Source organism: Streptosporangium saharense (assembly GCF_014203715.1).
GTDB classification, from domain to species: domain Bacteria; phylum Actinomycetota; class Actinomycetes; order Streptosporangiales; family Streptosporangiaceae; genus Streptosporangium; species Streptosporangium saharense.
Window position 1 is genome coordinate 14,500 of sequence record NZ_JACHJP010000013.1, and the last position, 16,043, is coordinate 30,542.

Genomic DNA, 16,043 nt, shown 5'->3' on the forward strand with positions numbered 1-16,043 from the left:
GCTGTCTAAGCTCCCTGGCCATGATCCTCACGACTCCCGGTCCCCCGGTCGATCTCGTCGAGACGTTCCCCTGGATGGGCGCGTACGCCAGGACAGCCGTCCGTCTTCACCCGCGGCCAGGGAAGCCGACCATCCATGACAGCCACATCGGAGGGCCACTGATCTGGCCGGTCACCGAACCATGGCCCGCCTGTGACCAGGTCATCCAGATAAGCATCGCGCCTCCCTTCCAGCCCGGCTGGCTGGAGCAGCGTGCCCATGTTCCCGAGAGCCCGGTGCCCATGGTCGGTGTCGCGCAGTTCTACGCGCGTGACATCCCCGAGATCCCCTTCCCGGAGGGCACGGACCTGCTCCAGGTGCTGTGGTGCCCCAACGAGCACGACATGGACGACATCGTCGGGCCTGCTCCGCTGCTGGTCTGGCGCCGCAGTGAGGACCTCGTCGACGTGCTCGCGGAGCCGCCCATGCGGCACCATGCCACCCCGGACCGCATCCTCGGCGCTCCGGCGGCCGACCTCAGCGTGGAGCACTGTCTGCCGCGCCCCTGTGTGCTACACCCCGAGCGGGTCACCGAGTACCCCTATGCCGAGGAGTTGCCCGAGCGGCTCCGGACGGCTCTCGACGAGTGGGACGACGGCCATTACCAGCCCCTTCTGTCCATCGCGCCCGGTTGCAAGATCGGCGGATGGGAGTCCTGGCATCTCAGCGACATGTACGAACTGCCCTGTGAGGTCTGCGGGACCGAGACCGAGCCACTTCTCAAACTGGCCAGTAGCGAGTGGGACGCGGGCAGCGGACCGAGATGGCGTCCCCTCGAAGAGCGCCATCTCGAACAGGGAACACCCGAGTGCCAGGAGACCGTCGAACCGACCACGCTCAACCTTGGCCGCTACGGGGCCCTCACCATTTTCCTGTGTCCCCGCTCTGTCGAGCACGGCCATCGCCTGACCATCCAGTAGGGCGACCTGCGACGCGTCCCGAAGGCAGGTTGACAGTGTGGAACGCGGTGGGATGTTCTGCTGCGGTGACTGATCTTCATGTTCGACGGCCCACCGACGACGCCATGCTTGAAGACTGGCGGTACGTCCACAACACGATCATCCCCACCCACGTCCTGACCACGGAAGAAGTGCGGGATCGTGTCGGACGCCACCATCTGGAGGTCGCCTACCTGGGAAAGACGCTTGTGGGCTGTAGCACCGTACGGCCTCCCGGGGACGACGCCCGGACGGCCACCGTGATCGCCCGCGTGCTCCCCGAACACCGTGGACGGGGCTTCGGCGAGGAGCTCTACGCGCGCGGTCTCAAGCGGGCCAGGGAACTCGGCGCCGAGACGATCGAGACCGTCGTCCTGTCCTCCAACGAGGACGGGCTGCGCTTCGCGCTGAGGCATGGCTTCACCGAGATCGAACGCTACCTGCTCCCCGGAGACACCATCCCCTGGATCGACCTGCGCCTTTCCTCCCCGACGCCCGGATCCGCGTAGTCGCCGAGGTTGACTTTCGCACATGGTTCGCGTTTATTTGAACATGTGGAAGGTTCGAATCGGCTGCTGGACATCATCTCCTTGTTGCGTACGGCGGAGCGGGTCACGGTCGGGGAGTTGGCCGAGCGGACCGGCTGTTCGGAGATGACCATCCGCCGTGACCTCGACCAGTTGGCCGAGCAGGGCGTGCTGCGCCGGGTGCGCGGTGGCGCCGTGAGCCTGATGCTGCGTGGGGAGGCGCCACCGTTCGCGGTGCGTGAGCGTGAGGCCGTGGACGCCAAGCGGCGGATCGCCGCCAAGATCGACGCGCTGGTCGCCGACGGGGAGTCCGTCGTGCTGGACAGCGGGACGACCGCGCTGCACGTCGCCCGCGCCCTGGCGGGCCGCAGGATCACCGCGATGGCCCTCGACCTCCACGCGCTGAACGCGCTGAGCGGCGCGGCCGACGTGAAGCTGCTGGTCCCCGGCGGACAGGTCCTGACCAGGACGTCGTCCTTCGTCGGGCACCTCACCGAGATGTCGCTGCGCGCCCTGCGGGTGGACACCGTGATCCTCGGGGTGTGCGGGCTCTCCGCCAGGCACGGGCTGACGGCCCACGACCTGGCCGAGGTCCCGGTCAAACAGGCCGCCATCGCCGCGGCGCAGCGGAAGATCGCGGTGTGCGACGCGTCGAAGTTCGGTATGACCGGCCTCGGCCACGTCTGCCCGATCGGCGAGTTGGACGCGGTCGTCACGGACAGTGGCGCCCCACCGGAGGAACTCAGCAGGATCGAAGCCGCCGGGGTCCAGGTGATCCTGGTATGACCACAACGGGGGAGACGATGGGCAGGCAGTACGACGCGGTGGTGTTCGACCTCGGCGGGGTGGTCGTCAACTGGAACCCACGGCACCTCTACCGCAAGCTCATCGACGACCCGGAGCGGATGGAGTGGTTCCTCACCGAGGTCTGCCCCGGCTCGTGGAACGCCGAGCAGGACCGGGGCCGTCCCTTCGCCGACGCCGTCAGGGAGGCCGTCGAACGCCATCCCGACCACCGGGAACTGATCGAGGTCTACTGGAGCAGATGGCCGGAGATGCTGGATGGCCTCGTTCCCGGCACGTCAGAGATCCTGGCAGACGTACGGCGGGCGGGCACGGCCATGTACGCGATCACGAACTGGTCGGCCGAGACGTATCCCCTGGCCGTTGACCGCTACCCCGTCCTGAAGCTCTTCGAGGACATCGTCGTCTCCGGCGAGATAAAGATGATCAAGCCGGACCCGGAGATCTACCTGCACGCGCTCGACCGCTTCGGCCTCTCCGCCGAGCGGGCGCTGTTCGTCGACGACAGCCCCGCGAACGTCGAGGGCGCCGCGGCCGTCGGCATGGGCGCGCTCCTCTTCACCGACGCCGCCGCCCTGCGGAGCGAGCTGGAGCGGTACGGCCTGCTCTGATGAACCCCCGGCGACCGGGGAACATACCCCCAGAGCGGAGGGGGTGTCTGATGGAGATCCTGAAGCGACCGCCGACCACGAAGCTGTCCGCCGCGTGTTTCACCGGCGACGCCTGGGCGGACGTGCTCTACCGGGGCGACCACGTGCGGGCCAACATGGTCCGCTTCGCCCCCGGAGCCCGTACGGCATGGCACTCGCACGGCCTGGGCCAGACCCTGCTCATCGTCGAGGGGGTCGCGCTGATCCAGTCACGCAAGGGCGGGATCATCGAGGCCCATCCCGGCGACGTCGTCCACACCCCACCCGGCGAGGAACACTGGCACGGCGCGGCCCCGGACCGCTTCATGGTCCATCTCGCGCTGTGGGAGGGCGACGACGTCTCCTGGCGCGAACACGTCAGCGACACCGAATACCGAGGCCCCCGGAGCAGCACCCGCTCCTGGTGAAGTCCCCGCCGACTACCTGACCCGTGACCATGGTCGAGGATTGTCGCGGTTCGCGGGCGGATTCCGGGGCTCAGGCGCTTTCCTGGGGTGGGGTTTTGGTCATGCCGTGGGGCATCAGGAGGAAGACCTTGTGTGACAGGCGGTCCATGTCGCCGCCCCTGCCGAAGACCAGACCCGCCGCGAAATCCACGAACTGCCTGGCCTGACTGTCCGGCAGCGCGGTGAGGTCCATCACCACGGGGTTCCCCGTGCGGAAGTAATGGCCGACGTAAAGGGCCTCGTTGTAGTCCTTCGGGCACAGTGTTTTGATCACGGGGTTGGTTTTTCCCACGTCAGGTCGTGGTCAAGCCTTCGTCTGGAGGAGGTACGGAGTCCTCACTCCCATGTGTCGGGCGGGTCGAGAACCAGGTCCTTGACCTGCGGCAACGGGGCCGGGTCGCCGTCGCTGGAGTAGATCTCCAGGCTGAGGAGGCGGCCGTCCTTGACGAAGAGGAGGACGCCGTCGTTGCGTCCGCGCACGTAGGCGGAGGAGATCAGCTCCTTGCCCGGGGTCGGGGGCTCCTCCCCGATGCGGAAGTCCACGGTCGCGCATCCACACCCGCAGTTTCTGGCCACGATCACCGAGGAGACCTGTCTCCTGAGTTCTTCCACACCGGGGAAGTCCCGGGCGAGAAGGGCCAGGATCACGGCTTGTTCATCTGCGGACAGAGGGCGTTCGCTGGGCGACACATCGCCAATATATCGAACCGGCCGCACCTGGCATATGCGTGATGATTTTTTGTGACCTTTCACGCTGGACCACTCGACTCGCGGACGGCTTTCCCCGGAACGTGCCGGACGGAAAACACGAAACCGTGTCCGTTTCGTATTGCTATGGTAACGAGCCTTGTGTCGCGCATTGAAACTCTGTCATGGGCGCGGCCATTCCACGGAATATCCGGCGGAAAGCGGAGGCGGTCAGCGGATCCGCTTCAGCGTCAGCCACCAGGACGCCGCCGCGGCCACCAGGCCCAGGAGAATCAACCCCACCACCAGCCCGTACGGCAGGCCGATCGCCTGCGGGACGACGATCATGATGATGAACACGGCCATCAGCAGCTTCGCCCAGCCGTACGCCGGGGCCTCGCTCTCGTCGCGACCGCGGATCCAGCGGGGGAGGCGGTTGGTCGCCAGCACGTACAGCCCGAGCGCTCCGGTCGCGAAGGCGAACAGCGTCGCGATCCCGGTGTGCACATTCATCAGGACCGGCCTCCATCACTGGTCGTCGGCATGAGAATCGGCTACTCGGCAAGGCATACGATCTCACGATATTCGGGACGCGCCGGTGATACCACAAAGTTGACTGATGATTTGCGAGATGGAGGTGCGCTGGGGCGTTGCCGGGAAGGAGGGGTGTTTCCTCGGGATAGTTGCTGATTTGTCGCCCGGCCCATGAAAGCCTTTACGGTGCTTTTTCCGGACTTTTCTAGATTAGAGGTTAATAGCGGGGAAAGGGAGAACCGTTTTCCCCGCCGATCCCATGGCCGCGTCAGCCCTGCATGAGGAACGACGTCGGCACGGAGGAGGGATCCACGGAGGGATCCGGCCCCGTCGAAGGCTCGGGAGAAGGCCCAGGCGAGGGGTCGTACGAGGGATCACCCGAAGGACCAGTGCCACAGGTGCCCGCGGCCCGCCGTTCCTGGGCCAGCTGGTCAACGGTCTTCGTCCGGTACTCCGTCTCCTGCTGCACCGGGGGCGTGTACCGCCACTGACCCCCCTCAAGGACGAAACCGAACTCGGTCTGGTCCCCGGGCCCTGTCGCCTGCACCGTGGCGTTGTCACCCTCGATCACGACGCTGGAGATGGTGAACTGGCCGTCCTGGACGAGGGGTGGGCAGAGCTGGAACAGCCTGACGTAGTCCTCCTGCTTGATCAACGCCTGGCCCTGGCTGCTCCACAGGTCCCAGAAGTCGCCGTACGACCCGCTCGAATAGGTGTCGAGCGCGAGCTGGGCGGCCTGCCGTACCGAGGACTCGGAGCGCTCGGGGTCCTGGGTGGGGAAGGTGGCCTGCGGCGTCGGGGTGGGGTTGAGCACCATCACCAGCGTGACGGCCGCCGCGATGAGGACGCCGACGACCATGACCAGGATCGCCGCCACGCCCCGGCCCGCATCACCTCGCTGTGGCCTGCCGTATGGCGGCGGGTGGGCCACGCGAGACCTCCGGGGGACCGTTGGGGGCGGGCGGGACAGTCGCGACGAACAGATCTTAACCCCCGTGTCTGGAACCACCCTGGACGCCATAATGCGTCCGTGGGTCAGACGATCGGTACGGCGGCGGCCGTCTTCGCCGGGACAAACGTGGACGACATCGTCATCCTGACCGTGCTGTTCCTGGCGGCCAGGGCGAAGGGCGTTCCCAGACCGTGGAAGATCGTCGTCGGACAGTACGCCGGGATCGCGGCGCTGGTGGCCGTCTCCGCCGTCGCCGCGCTCGGGCTGACCGTGGTGCCGGACCGGTGGGTCGGGCTGCTCGGACTGGTGCCGTTCGGCCTGGGAGTCAGGGGACTGCTGGCGAAGGGCGACGACGAGCGGCCGGTCGCCTCCGGGGTGCTCTCGATCGCCGGCGTGACCATCGCCAACGGCGCCGACAACATCTCGGTCTACACCCCACTTTTCCGTACGGCGGGCACCGCGGCGAGCCTCGTCATGGTCGCGGTCTTCGCGGTGCTCGTGGCGTTCTGGTGCGTGGCGGCCTCCTGGCTCGGCTCGCACAGAAAGGTCATCGACCTGGTCGAACGGTGGGGGCGCTGGCTCGTTCCCGTGATCTTCATGGTGATCGGCGTGGTCATCCTGGCGGGCGTGCTCTTTAGCGAATAATGCACCATTCGTCCGAATTTGCATGTCCCCGAACGGGGAATTACCCCACATGCGAGGACATTTACGGTTCTATCGCCATAGATGGTTCAAAGTGTGGATCGCAATGATGGCACTGTCCGCCTCCCTGATCTTCATGATGGAGATGGTCGGCAACCGCGCCGTGATGCCTGCGGCCTTCTTCTACGGCGCGGCGGCGGGCCCGGTGGCCCTCCTCGTCGCCATCCACGATCGCACCCGCATCGGCGACAGCGTGCCGGGCACCACGCTGGTGGGGATGTTCCTGTTCGGCGGGGGAGTCGCCCTCCTGCTCGGCGGCTACTTCGACGCCCTGCTCATCTCGGAGAAGGACAGCCCCACGATCCTGCGCGTCGGCTGGATCGAGGAGGCGGCCAAGTTCGTCCCCCTGCTCGCGGTCGCGCTGACCGGGACACATCTCACCAAACCGGCGGGCGTCGCGCTCGGCCTGTCCTGCGCGACCGGCTTCGCCATCATGGAGTCGATGTCGTACGCCTGGAAGAGCATCAAGCAGGACAGTGCCGTCGAGGCCGGGATGGTGCTGTTCATGCGCGGGCTCACCACCCCGTTCAGCCACCTGGCCTGGACCGGCTTGGTCTGCGCCGTCGCCTTCGGGGTGTGGCAGGCCAGGAGGCGGGTCGTGCTGACCAGCGCCGTCACCGCGGCCTTCGCGGCGGCTGCCGTACTCCACTCGCTCAACGACGGCCTGCTCATCCTCGACCTGCCGGGCGGCGTCAGGCTCTTCTTCCCGGTGGTGGCCGCGGTGAGCTACTGGCTCTTCCACCGGGCGACCCGCGACCTGGGCCCGGCCAAACTGCCCGAGACAGCGCCAACCTCTGTCTAGGAGGCCCTACTCGTACGGCTCCGCGGGCGCCGGGACCCTCGCCAGCCCGGTGCCCGCCAACTCCGGATAGACCAGCCCGTTGGGCATCCTGCCGAACGTGTGCGGGACCCACGTCCCGGTGACCTCGACCCAGGAATCCCTCGGCGGCGCCTTGAGCCCCCTGACCAGGACCTTCAGCGCGAAGGCGTCCGCCGCGCAGCAGGCGATCTGCATCCGGGTGACGTACCACTCACCGCGTCTGGCCGGGACGACGAAGCCGGTCAGCCGGACGACCCGGCCTGTGAGGGACTTCCTGTCGTCGTCCCACGCCCTGCCGATGAACTCGCCGACCGGCATGTCCACGGGACCGCCCCCGGCCAGCGGGGCGAAGGAGCCGGGATCCTGCCTGGGCAGCGCGGGTGCCTGCGACCTGGCCGCGGCGAAGGAACCGAGCGCGGGCGGCGCCACCAGGAGGATCGCGAAGACCGGCAGGCACAGCAGCCACGCGACCCCGTGGCCGTGAGCATGGTCATGTTTGCGCCTGATGAACAGCCCCGCGACGCCCAGGACCACCAGCACGATCCCCGCCCCGACCAGGAACGGCCGGAAGCCCGGTTTGACGTAGTTCAGATAGCTCGTGGAGAACCCCGAGATCCACAGCACGGCACCGCCGAGCAGCGCCAGGACGAGGCTCTGGGTCACGCGGCTCACAGCAGCAGCCCTCCGAACAGGACGCTCACCAGTACGGCGAGCGCGAACGTCACCGGGACGAACCTGACCGTGAACGCCCTGCCGAACGTGCCCGCCTGCAGGGCGATCAGCTTCAGGTCGACCATCGGCCCGACCACCAGGAAGGCCAGCTTCGCGGTCGCCGGGAACGCGGTCATCGACGCGGCGACGAACGCGTCCGCCTCCGAGCAGATCGACAGCAGCACCGCGAGCACGGCCATCACCGGTACGGCAAGCCACGGCACCCCGCCGACCGCGTCCAGCCACTCGCGGGGGACGGCGACGTTGAGCGTGGCGGCGGCCAGGGCGCCCACGACGAGGAACCCGCCCGCGTGCAGCAGGTCGTGCCGCATGGCCTCGCCGTACCTCGCGAGCCTGCCGCCCTCGCCGTGCGCATGGGAGGGAACGCGCAACCACTCGCGGCGGCCGTACCGCAACCAGAGCCAGCCGGTCAGCACCGCGACGGCCAGCGACGCGCCGAACCGGCACACGACCATCATCGGCTGCCCGGGGAAGGCGACGGCCGTGGCGACCAGCACCACCGGGTTGATCGCCGGGGAGGCGAGCAGGAAGGCCAGCGCCGCGGCGGGCGTCACCCCCCGCGCCATCAGGCCGGACGCCACCGGCACCGAGGCGCACTCGCACCCCGGCAGCACCGCGCCCGCCAGGCCCGCGACCGGCACCGCGGCGGCCGGACGCCTCGGCAGCGCCCTGGTCCAGAAGGACGCCGGGACGAACGCGGTGATCGCCGCGGAAAGCGCCACCCCGAAGACCAGGAACGGCAGCGCCTGCACGCACACGGCGACGAACACCGTCGCCCAGGTCCGCAGGGCGGGCGAGGTCAGATGGGGAGTGAGGGTGAGCCTGCCCACGACCAGCAGGACGACGACGAACGCGAACCCCCACGGCAACCGCGACGTGCCCCGCCCCCACGAGTCAGGCGGCAGAACCCCCTCGTCATCCCAGCCACTCCGGGACCCAAACATGATCCATATCGTGCCAGATCCCCACGGTCGTCACAGCTGGGACAGCAACCACCTCGGGCCGGTCACCTCCGCGCCCAGCGCGACCACCCGCTCGCGCAGCCCCCGGTCCGCGGTGACGACCAGCACGTGCTCCCACTCCGGCGCCTGCCGTACGGCACGCACCACGGCGTCGTCACCGCTGCCCGGCGCGGAGAGCACAGTGACCTCAGGAACGCCGGGAACCCCTGCCACGTCACGGGCCGCGCCCTCGACGACCACGGTGAAGCGGGGGAACCACCTGGTCAGCGCGGGCAGCCCGGCGGGCAGCGCGCGCACGCCGCTCACCCCGAGGGCGCCGACCTCGGAGACCAGCTTGGCGGCGGCCCCCGCGCGGTCGCGCCACCAGCCGTGCTCGGCGCGGGCACCGACGATGTTCGCGGCGTCGAGGACGACCAGCACGGGATCGAGCGCCCGCCCGATCACCGGCCAACTCCCGGCGAACCCGGGATGCAACGGCCTGTCGGGAATCTGGCCGGGGGTGAGCCAGCGCAGGTCAACGCTCTCGTCGTTGGCGGGCAGGGCGTCCAGCAGCCGGGGAGACGCGGCGATCACCGTGTGGAAGGACCACCCGCCGTGATCGTCGATGTAGACCCCCTGGATCCGCAGGTTGTCGCCGTCGAGTCCGGCCTCCTCACGGGCCTCACGGAACGCCCCCGCGACGGCGTCCTCGTGACTGTCCAACGCCCCACCGGGCAGGCCCCACGTCCCCCCATGGTGACTCCACCCGGCCCGCTCCTGCATCAGGACATGCGAAACCCCGGCGCCATCATGATGTACGGCCAGCAGCCCGGCCGCGCCGTACAGCCCCCAGTGCCGATGCCCGAGCGCGCACTCGACCCACCCGTCCCCGTCCCTGGCCGCCATTCCCCCATCATCGCACCGCCTTTTCCCGCCGTTCCAGAACTCAGTTTCCGGCGGCGGAGAAGTGCTGGTAGTCCCTGGTGCCCGACCAGTCGCCGCCCCAGCCCCAGCCGACGCGGGCGAAGGCCCTGACGACCCGGTCGCCGGGGTTGATCACGCCGGGGGCGTCGATCGGGCGGGTGGCGAACTTCCTGGCGTTCTTGTGCGCCACCGAGCCGTCGGCCGTGACGTAGGGGTTCTCGCGGGGGTTGATGTCCACGGCCCTGCCGTAGGCGTGCTGGGACCAGTGGCTCGACCCGGTCGCCGCGCGGCAGTTGAAGGCCGAGGTGTTGTTGGCCTCGATGGAGTCGAAGTCGTCGCCCTTGTAGGCGTCCACGGGCTCCATCTTGTAGATGGGCCAGCGCCAGCCGTACAGGCGGCCGAAGACCGTGGTGATCGCCTCGGTGGCGTCCTTGTTCACGACCAGCTTGCCGGTGTGGGGCTTGTCGTCGAAGCCCCAGTAGGTCATCGTGATCATCCGCAGGCCGTCGAGGGGGACGGGACAGCCCGGTCGCCAAGAGTGTTTGACCTGCTCACGGGTGACCTTGGACACGGTGGCCGAGAACTTCGGCGGGGCCGTACTGGAAGGGCTCGGGGTCGTCGTCTCCTGGGCCACAGGGGTCTGCGGGGCCGTACTGGACGGGCCCGGGGTGGAAGCGGGCTGCTGGGCGGTGGTCGAGCCGCACGCCGCCGTCGCGAGGCAGACGGTGGCCACCGCGAGCGTCGCCTGGATACGCATCACGAGTCGGGAGCCTCTCACTTGTCGTCGCCGCACGCCGGGCAGATCGTGGTAGTTGTCCGGCTACCTGACGTGATAAAGGGTAGTCGCCGCAGCTCACCGCCCTGTACGGCCGCCGCGCCGGGTGTTCCTTGGTCGAGGTTTTTGTCGAAAGTCCCGCGCAGGTGTTCGAAGAGGCGCTACAGTCGGACGCACCGGATCGAACACGGGTTCGGGCAGCGTCTTCCCAGGTGGGGGTGTGTCATGGCAATGCTCGCGGTGCCCGAGACGCCTCACGCCCCGGCGACGCGCGCCTGCGCACGGCCTCGCGCGACACGCCGTAGTGCTTTCTACGGAAATCTAGGTCGGCCGCTATATCCCGTCATAAAGTCCGAGAGCGTGGACCCCGTGCGCAACCCGTACGCCCCCGGCGCGGGGCAGCGCCCTCCCGAGCTCGCCGGGCGCGACCGAGAGCTTCAGCAGTTCGAGATCGTCCTGGAACGGGTGGCCCGTGGCCGCCCCGAGCGCAGCATGGTCATCACCGGCCTTCGCGGTGTCGGCAAGACCGTCCTGCTGAACACGTTCAAGTCCATGGCCATGCAGCGGCTGTGGGGCACGGGCAAGATCGAGGCCAGGCCCGACCAGTCCATCCGGCGCCCGGTCGCCGCCGCGCTGCACCTGGCGATCCGTGAGCTGGCGCCCCGGCACCGCGCGCCCGAGCGCATCGAGGAGTTCCTCGGCGTGCTCAAGGCCTTCGCGATGCGCGATCCGAGCGCGGCCAAGGGCACCTCGCACTGGTCGCCGGGCATCGACGTGCCCGCGAGCCGGGGCCGGGCCGACTCGGGCGACCTGGAGATCGACCTCACCGAGCTGTTCGTCGATGCCGCGGGGGTCGCCACCGACCTGGGCGTCGGCATCGCCCTGTTCATCGACGAGATGCAGGACGTGCAGACGCCGGACGTCTCCGCGCTCTGCGCCGCCTGTCACGAGCTGTCCCAGAGTGGCGGCCCGCTGATCGTGGTCGGCGCCGGTCTGCCGCACCTGCCCAGCGTGCTGTCGGCGAGCAAGAGCTACTCGGAGCGGCTGTTCCGTTACGCCAGGATCGACCGGCTCGACCGCGAGGCGGCTGACCTGGCGCTCATCGCCCCGGCCGAGAGCGAGGGGGTCGAGTTCACCCAGGAGGCCCTCGACGCCCTCTACGAGGCGGCCGACGGCTACCCCTACTTCGTCCAGGCCTACGGCAAGGTGGCCTGGGATCTGGCGTTGCGCAGTCCGATCACCGCCGACGACATCAGGGTCTCCGCGCCCGAGGCGGAGGAGGAGCTGGCGGTCGGGTTCTTCGGCAGCAGATACGAGCGGGCGACCCCCGCCGAGCGCGACTACATGCACGCGATGGCCGCCATCGGTGACGAGCCGGTGGCCACGGCCGAGGTCGCCGAGGGGCTCGGGCGTAAGCCCTCAAGCCTCTCCCCGGCCCGCGACAGCCTCATCAAGAAGGGCCTGATCTACAGCGCCGAGCGCGGGCTCATCGCGTTCACGGTGCCACACTTCGGAAAGTTTCTGCGTTCTCAGCCTGCTTGAACACATGTTCGATATACTGCCGTCACGGCCATACACGGGGCCCTAGCCCTCTATACGGCTCTCTAGTGGGGAAGCTAGAGAGCCGTATAGAGCTGAATGCCTACGGCTAAGACGATCTACAGCTCTCTAGCGTCCCGCCGATACGGGCATAGATTCCGACAGAGGCCGCTCCTCGACCGGCTGACCGTCGAAGCCGACCATCGCCACCCGCACCGCCGGATGCCGCCCGCTCAGATAGACCGCGAAGACCACCTCGACCGGTTCGCCCGCGTGGCTGAGCCCCTCGTAGACGAAGAACCGCCAGCACAGCTCACGCCAACTGTCCACGGGCTCGACGCTCGACAGCAGCTTCCTGTGCGAGCGCCAGGTCGCGCTCGCCCGCAACCGCCCGAGGGCGTGCGCGGGGTCGAGCGGCCGCTGCTCGCACGGCGCGCGATACCTCAACCGGGCCGCCGCCTCCTCGATCTCCGGCGAGAGTACGGCCAGCACCAGCAGTCCGCCCAGGGCGGCGAACGCCTGCGTCCAGGTCATACCGGACAGCAACGCCCACCCCGGGACCCTCGGCGTCCAGACGAGCCCGAGGGCCATGGCGGTCAGCACCATCGTGCGTCCCAGCGAGCGCAGCCCGACCGGCACCGCGCTGACCTCGCCGAAGCAGCCGCACCCCACATCGGGACGGCGCCGCCGCAGCTCCCACAGCACGTAGGTGGACACGGCGAAGAACGCGGCAGTCCCCCAGCGGAATACCGGATGCCCCGTCGTCACCAGCCCGACCACCAGGGCCGCCTCCCCGACGGCGCAGCCGAGCATGGCGGGCGCGCGCCAGCGGTCGGCAACCAGCACCGCGGGACCGAGCCTGCTCAGCACCCCCGGCTCCGCCTCACCCCTGGCCGTCCACACCTTGGCGAGCGCTCCCGCGGCCAGCAGCGCGCTCAGCACCGGGAGCTGCGCGGCGGCGATCATCGTCAGCATCTGCGTCACCCCAATCCGACCCGGGCGTTGAAACACCCCTTGGTCAGCTCCCCGCCGAGCTCCACGAAGGAGACCGGCGACAGTTCCACGATCCGGCCGCGAGGAGAGGTACCGCACTCCAGGCAGCGGTCGCAGAACCGGCCCGCCAGGCAGCCGCACGCCACGATCGGCAGCACGGTGGTTCGCCCGGCGCACACGTTGCGCACACTGAGCGCGGAGCCCAGCGCGAGGTACGGCAGCGCCGTACAGGAGACGCCCGCGTCCTGGCAGTCGCTGTCGGCGCGTTCCAGCATGGGGTAGGCCACCCCCCGCTCACCCCAGTCGAAGGTGTCCGACCAGGTCGAGGTGCCCGAGATGCGGGACTGCGCGCCGTACCCCGGCGGAGGTTTCGGGACGGAGGTCCACCGGTAGGGCGGCTGGGAGGTCGCGGGCAGCCGGGCGTGGGCGGCGCCGTCCTCGCGGATGCCGATGGCGTCGAACAGGTAGCCCGATTCGAACTGCGGATGCCGTACCCGCAGACGCCCCGAGGCGCCGTAGGGGATGACGATCGTGCGCCGTCCCCGGTGCGGCCCGCAGTAGAGCTCGACGGTGAGGTCCCTGCGGCCGGTGCCGACGGACTGGATCACGCCGGTGATGCGGGTGATGTCGGCCCAGATCCGGTCGACGACCCGGCCACCCTGGAGCGCCCTGACGATCACGTGGGCGCCGATCGGCAGGTCGGCGGGGGAGACGTTCTCGCCGCGCCAGGCGGTCGCCCACGGCGCGATGACGAGCCGCTCCTCCTCGCCCTCGGGGGTCTCCACGACGATCAGGTGCGGACTCACGTCCAGGATCTCGCCGGTGATCGAATGCAGGGGCTCCCCCTCCTCCGGGTCGGACTCGGGATCCGGTTCCCGTTCGTCGAGAGAGTCGAGGGGTCTGCCAAGTACGGCGGCGGCCAGCACGCGACGGCGGTCGGCGCTGCGATACGGCATCGTCACTCCCATGTTTCGCGAAGGTCTCCCGGTCAGCGTCACACGCTCACGGGAGTCTCGCCGTTCGCTTCGGCCAATAATCCCGTCAGCCGGGTGGTGGGGTAGCAAAATTCCCCCTCCCGGTGGAACGCGTCATCCACCGTTCTAGGGCAAACCAGTACCTGACTCCGACTTGGGACACTGCCCACTGGGTGAGGCGTTTTTTACCGTAGACGGGACGAAATATAGGTTCCGGTTCAGCCGGTTTATGGGCTCCGGCTGCGATTCTGGCCACGAGGCACACCTGACCACAGGCTGGTGATCGCGGTGAGCGGCGGAATCCACGAGGAGTTCCGCGAGTACGTTGTTGCTCGCGGCCCTGCACTGCTGCGCGCGGCCCGTCAGCTCACCGGGCACCCCAGTGACGCCGAGGACCTGCTCCAGGCCGCCCTGTTCAAGACCTATCTGGCCTGGGACCGTATCCACGACCGCGCAGCGCTCGACGCCTACGTGCGCCGGGCGATGGTCAACATCAACATCTCCTGGTGGCGGCGGCGCAAGCTGGAGGAGTATCCCGCGGCGGAGATCCCCGAACCCGTCCTCCTCGGCGGCTCCGGCCACCTGCCGGAACAGGTCGAACAGGCCCTCGACCGGCTGCCGGTCCGGATGCGGACCGCCGTCGTGCTGCGCTACTACGAGGACATGACCGAGCCGGAGATCGCCAGGGCCCTGGGGATCAGCGTCGGCACCGTCAAGAGCACGGTCTCCCGGGCGATGGCACGGCTACGCGGCGACCTCACGATTCCTGAGCAGCGCCAGCTGGAGCCCCAGCGCTAGGTTCCGCTCCCGCGGTCGCGCATGGCCGTACGGCGTCGCGGATCGTTCTCAGCATGTCGAGGAAGACGTCGAGCTGCTCGGGGGGGAGCAGGCCGGTGAACCACTCCTCGATGTCGGCCAGGTGCCGGGGGAGCACCGCGGCGAGCCGGTCCGTGCCCGCCTGCGTGATCGCGGCGTAGGAGGCCCTGCGGTCGGTCGCGCACGCCTGCCGTACGACCAGACCCTCGCGTTCGAGCCTGTCCACAACGCGGGTCACCCCGCTGGTGGACAGGCTGGTCTGCGCGGCCAGGTCGCTCATGCGCAGACGCTGGCCGGGGGAACGTGCCAACCGTATGAGGGTCTCGAAGTCGATGTCCGAGAGCCCGGCCTCGGCGAAGGACGCGTGGGACTTCGCCAGTAAACCCGTGAAGGCCTCGGCGAACAGGCCCATCGCCGTCAGCCGGGAGTCGTCAAAGGAGATCACGCCTCCCACTGTATCCGACGATGGTTGACGTGAGGAATATTCCTCGTGTAGAAATCTGTTGGCGCAAACATCCGCACTGCAAGCACCTCATCGGGAGTAGACATGACCACTCGGACCTGGGAGAACCTCCAGCTCCCCGCCGCGGGCACCTTCAACCTCGACGCCGCCCACACCCGGATCGGCTTCGTGGTCAAGCACATGATGGTGAGCAAGGTCCGCGGCCACTTCGACCAGTTCGCCGGAAGTGTCACCGTCGCCGAGAACCCCCTTGAGTCGTCCGCCGAGCTGACGATCAAGGCCGAGAGCATCAGCACCGGCGTCGCCGACCGCGACGGCCACCTGCGCGGCGACGACTTCCTCGCCGCCGAGAAGTACCCCGAGATCACCTTCCGCAGCACGCGCGTGGTCGGCCACTCCGGCGACGAGTTCACCGTCCTCGGCGATCTCACCGTCCGCGACGTCACCAGGCCGGTCGAGCTCACCGTCGAGTACGGCGGCGCGGGCACCAACCCGTGGGGCCAGGCCGTGTGGGGCTTCTCGATCACGACCGAGATCGACCGCGAGGAGTTCGGCCTGACCTGGAACCAGACGCTGGAGACCGGCGGCGTCCTGGTCGGCAAGAAGATCAAGATTGAGATCGAGGGCGAGGCGAACCCCGCCGCCTGACATCGGGTTGTTCACAGGGCTTCTCTTCGGCGTTTGGTGCGCGGGGGAAGCCCTGAGTGTTTTCAGGGGTTTCTGTGCTTTTCCTGGCAGAGGCCGTTCTTCCCGGGAAGTTGATGTTCCGTCAGGTGGTATCGGCCGT

Annotated in this window: 21 protein-coding genes; 10 read left to right on the forward strand and 11 right to left on the reverse strand. The window is 68.7% G+C overall.

All coding sequences use genetic code 11. From position 1 onward, the window contains the following. The first annotated feature begins 20 nt into the window (after window positions 1–20). The 5 genes from FHS44_RS36530 to FHS44_RS36550 all read left to right on the forward strand — a co-directional run bounded on the left by FHS44_RS36530 (window position 21) and on the right by FHS44_RS36550 (window position 3,365). A complete protein-coding gene (locus tag FHS44_RS36530; protein WP_184724240.1) occupies window positions 21–959 on the forward strand; it encodes a hypothetical protein in 939 nt (312 codons plus the stop codon). Window positions 960–1,063: 104 nt separating this feature from the next. Next, the gene (locus tag FHS44_RS36535) at window positions 1,064–1,486 is read left to right on the forward strand and encodes a GNAT family N-acetyltransferase (RefSeq protein ID WP_184724243.1); all 423 of its coding nucleotides are present in this window, start codon (window positions 1,064–1,066) and stop codon (window positions 1,484–1,486) included. Window positions 1,487–1,531: 45 nt separating this feature from the next. Beyond that, the gene (locus FHS44_RS36540; RefSeq protein WP_184724246.1) at window positions 1,532–2,290 is read left to right on the forward strand and encodes a DeoR/GlpR family DNA-binding transcription regulator; all 759 of its coding nucleotides are present in this window, start codon (window positions 1,532–1,534) and stop codon (window positions 2,288–2,290) included. Further along, window positions 2,287–2,919 (forward strand): HAD family hydrolase, encoded by a 633-nt coding sequence (locus FHS44_RS36545; protein ID WP_221461745.1) that lies wholly within the window; start codon window positions 2,287–2,289, stop codon window positions 2,917–2,919. Before FHS44_RS36540 ends, FHS44_RS36545 begins: the two co-directional genes overlap by 4 nt. A gap of 50 nt (window positions 2,920–2,969) precedes the next feature. Next, window positions 2,970–3,365: a (R)-mandelonitrile lyase gene (locus FHS44_RS36550; RefSeq protein ID WP_184724249.1), complete on the forward strand. Its 396-nt coding sequence runs from the start codon at window positions 2,970–2,972 to the stop codon at window positions 3,363–3,365. A 70-nt stretch (window positions 3,366–3,435) separates the two neighbouring features. On the opposite strand, the gene FHS44_RS36555 is transcribed toward FHS44_RS36550, so the two are convergent. The 4 genes from FHS44_RS36555 to FHS44_RS42580 form a co-directional block, all read right to left on the reverse strand. Next, window positions 3,436–3,678 carry a cell division protein SepF gene (locus tag FHS44_RS36555; protein ID WP_184724252.1) on the reverse strand — a complete coding sequence of 81 codons (243 nt, stop codon included), beginning with the start codon at window positions 3,676–3,678 and terminating at the stop codon, window positions 3,436–3,438. A gap of 62 nt (window positions 3,679–3,740) precedes the next feature. Continuing rightward, complete coding sequence (locus FHS44_RS36560; RefSeq protein WP_184724254.1) at window positions 3,741–4,052, reverse strand: hypothetical protein; 312 nt, start codon at window positions 4,050–4,052, stop codon at window positions 3,741–3,743. Window positions 4,053–4,322: 270 nt separating this feature from the next. Continuing rightward, window positions 4,323–4,604 carry a hypothetical protein gene (locus FHS44_RS36565; protein WP_184724257.1) on the reverse strand — a complete coding sequence of 94 codons (282 nt, stop codon included), beginning with the start codon at window positions 4,602–4,604 and terminating at the stop codon, window positions 4,323–4,325. A 289-nt stretch (window positions 4,605–4,893) separates the two neighbouring features. Continuing rightward, window positions 4,894–5,502 (reverse strand): hypothetical protein, encoded by a 609-nt coding sequence (locus tag FHS44_RS42580; RefSeq protein WP_184724260.1) that lies wholly within the window; start codon window positions 5,500–5,502, stop codon window positions 4,894–4,896. Between the two features lie 153 nt (window positions 5,503–5,655). Here FHS44_RS42580 and FHS44_RS42585 point away from each other — a divergent pair, with 153 nt between their 5' ends. Both FHS44_RS42585 and FHS44_RS36580 read left to right on the forward strand, forming a co-directional pair. Next, entirely contained in the window at window positions 5,656–6,222 is a 567-nt protein-coding gene (locus FHS44_RS42585; RefSeq protein ID WP_184724263.1) for a cadmium resistance transporter, read from the forward strand. Window positions 6,223–6,325: 103 nt separating this feature from the next. Then, window positions 6,326–7,081: a PrsW family glutamic-type intramembrane protease gene (locus FHS44_RS36580; protein WP_184724266.1), complete on the forward strand. Its 756-nt coding sequence runs from the start codon at window positions 6,326–6,328 to the stop codon at window positions 7,079–7,081. A gap of 6 nt (window positions 7,082–7,087) precedes the next feature. Here the strand turns inward: FHS44_RS36580 and FHS44_RS36585 are convergent, their stop codons facing one another. Genes FHS44_RS36585 through FHS44_RS36600 form a run of 4 tightly spaced genes read right to left on the reverse strand, consistent with a single transcriptional unit; the run spans window position 7,088 to window position 10,453 of the window. Then, window positions 7,088–7,762, reverse strand: a complete 675-nt coding sequence (locus FHS44_RS36585; RefSeq protein WP_221461747.1) for a TIGR03943 family putative permease subunit — start codon at window positions 7,760–7,762, stop codon at window positions 7,088–7,090. A 5-nt stretch (window positions 7,763–7,767) separates the two neighbouring features. Then, window positions 7,768–8,775: a permease gene (locus tag FHS44_RS36590; RefSeq protein WP_184724273.1), complete on the reverse strand. Its 1,008-nt coding sequence runs from the start codon at window positions 8,773–8,775 to the stop codon at window positions 7,768–7,770. Between the two features lie 30 nt (window positions 8,776–8,805). After that, window positions 8,806–9,678 carry an NUDIX hydrolase gene (locus tag FHS44_RS36595; RefSeq protein ID WP_184724276.1) on the reverse strand — a complete coding sequence of 291 codons (873 nt, stop codon included), beginning with the start codon at window positions 9,676–9,678 and terminating at the stop codon, window positions 8,806–8,808. A gap of 40 nt (window positions 9,679–9,718) precedes the next feature. Beyond that, window positions 9,719–10,453, reverse strand: coding sequence for a M15 family metallopeptidase (locus FHS44_RS36600; protein ID WP_184724762.1), 735 nt, complete (start codon window positions 10,451–10,453; stop codon window positions 9,719–9,721). Between the two features lie 378 nt (window positions 10,454–10,831). Here FHS44_RS36600 and FHS44_RS36605 point away from each other — a divergent pair, with 378 nt between their 5' ends. Then, window positions 10,832–12,013, forward strand: coding sequence for an ATP-binding protein (locus tag FHS44_RS36605; RefSeq protein WP_184724279.1), 1,182 nt, complete (start codon window positions 10,832–10,834; stop codon window positions 12,011–12,013). A gap of 126 nt (window positions 12,014–12,139) precedes the next feature. On the opposite strand, the gene FHS44_RS36610 is transcribed toward FHS44_RS36605, so the two are convergent. Beyond that, window positions 12,140–12,985, reverse strand: a complete 846-nt coding sequence (locus tag FHS44_RS36610; RefSeq protein WP_184724282.1) for a MauE/DoxX family redox-associated membrane protein — start codon at window positions 12,983–12,985, stop codon at window positions 12,140–12,142. A gap of 5 nt (window positions 12,986–12,990) precedes the next feature. Then, complete coding sequence (locus FHS44_RS36615) at window positions 12,991–13,959, reverse strand: hypothetical protein (RefSeq protein ID WP_184724284.1); 969 nt, start codon at window positions 13,957–13,959, stop codon at window positions 12,991–12,993. A 306-nt stretch (window positions 13,960–14,265) separates the two neighbouring features. Between FHS44_RS36615 and FHS44_RS36620 the strand changes: the two genes are divergently transcribed. Beyond that, the gene (locus FHS44_RS36620; RefSeq protein ID WP_184724286.1) at window positions 14,266–14,775 is read left to right on the forward strand and encodes a SigE family RNA polymerase sigma factor; all 510 of its coding nucleotides are present in this window, start codon (window positions 14,266–14,268) and stop codon (window positions 14,773–14,775) included. Here FHS44_RS36620 and FHS44_RS36625 read toward each other — a convergent pair. Continuing rightward, window positions 14,735–15,238, reverse strand: coding sequence for a MarR family winged helix-turn-helix transcriptional regulator (locus FHS44_RS36625; RefSeq protein WP_312863966.1), 504 nt, complete (start codon window positions 15,236–15,238; stop codon window positions 14,735–14,737). The two genes, FHS44_RS36620 and FHS44_RS36625, sit on opposite strands and share 41 nt — an antisense overlap. Before the next feature lie 102 nt (window positions 15,239–15,340). Here FHS44_RS36625 and FHS44_RS36630 point away from each other — a divergent pair, with 102 nt between their 5' ends. Further along, a complete protein-coding gene (locus FHS44_RS36630) occupies window positions 15,341–15,904 on the forward strand; it encodes a YceI family protein (RefSeq protein ID WP_184724288.1) in 564 nt (187 codons plus the stop codon). The last annotated feature ends 139 nt before the right edge of the window (window positions 15,905–16,043 follow it).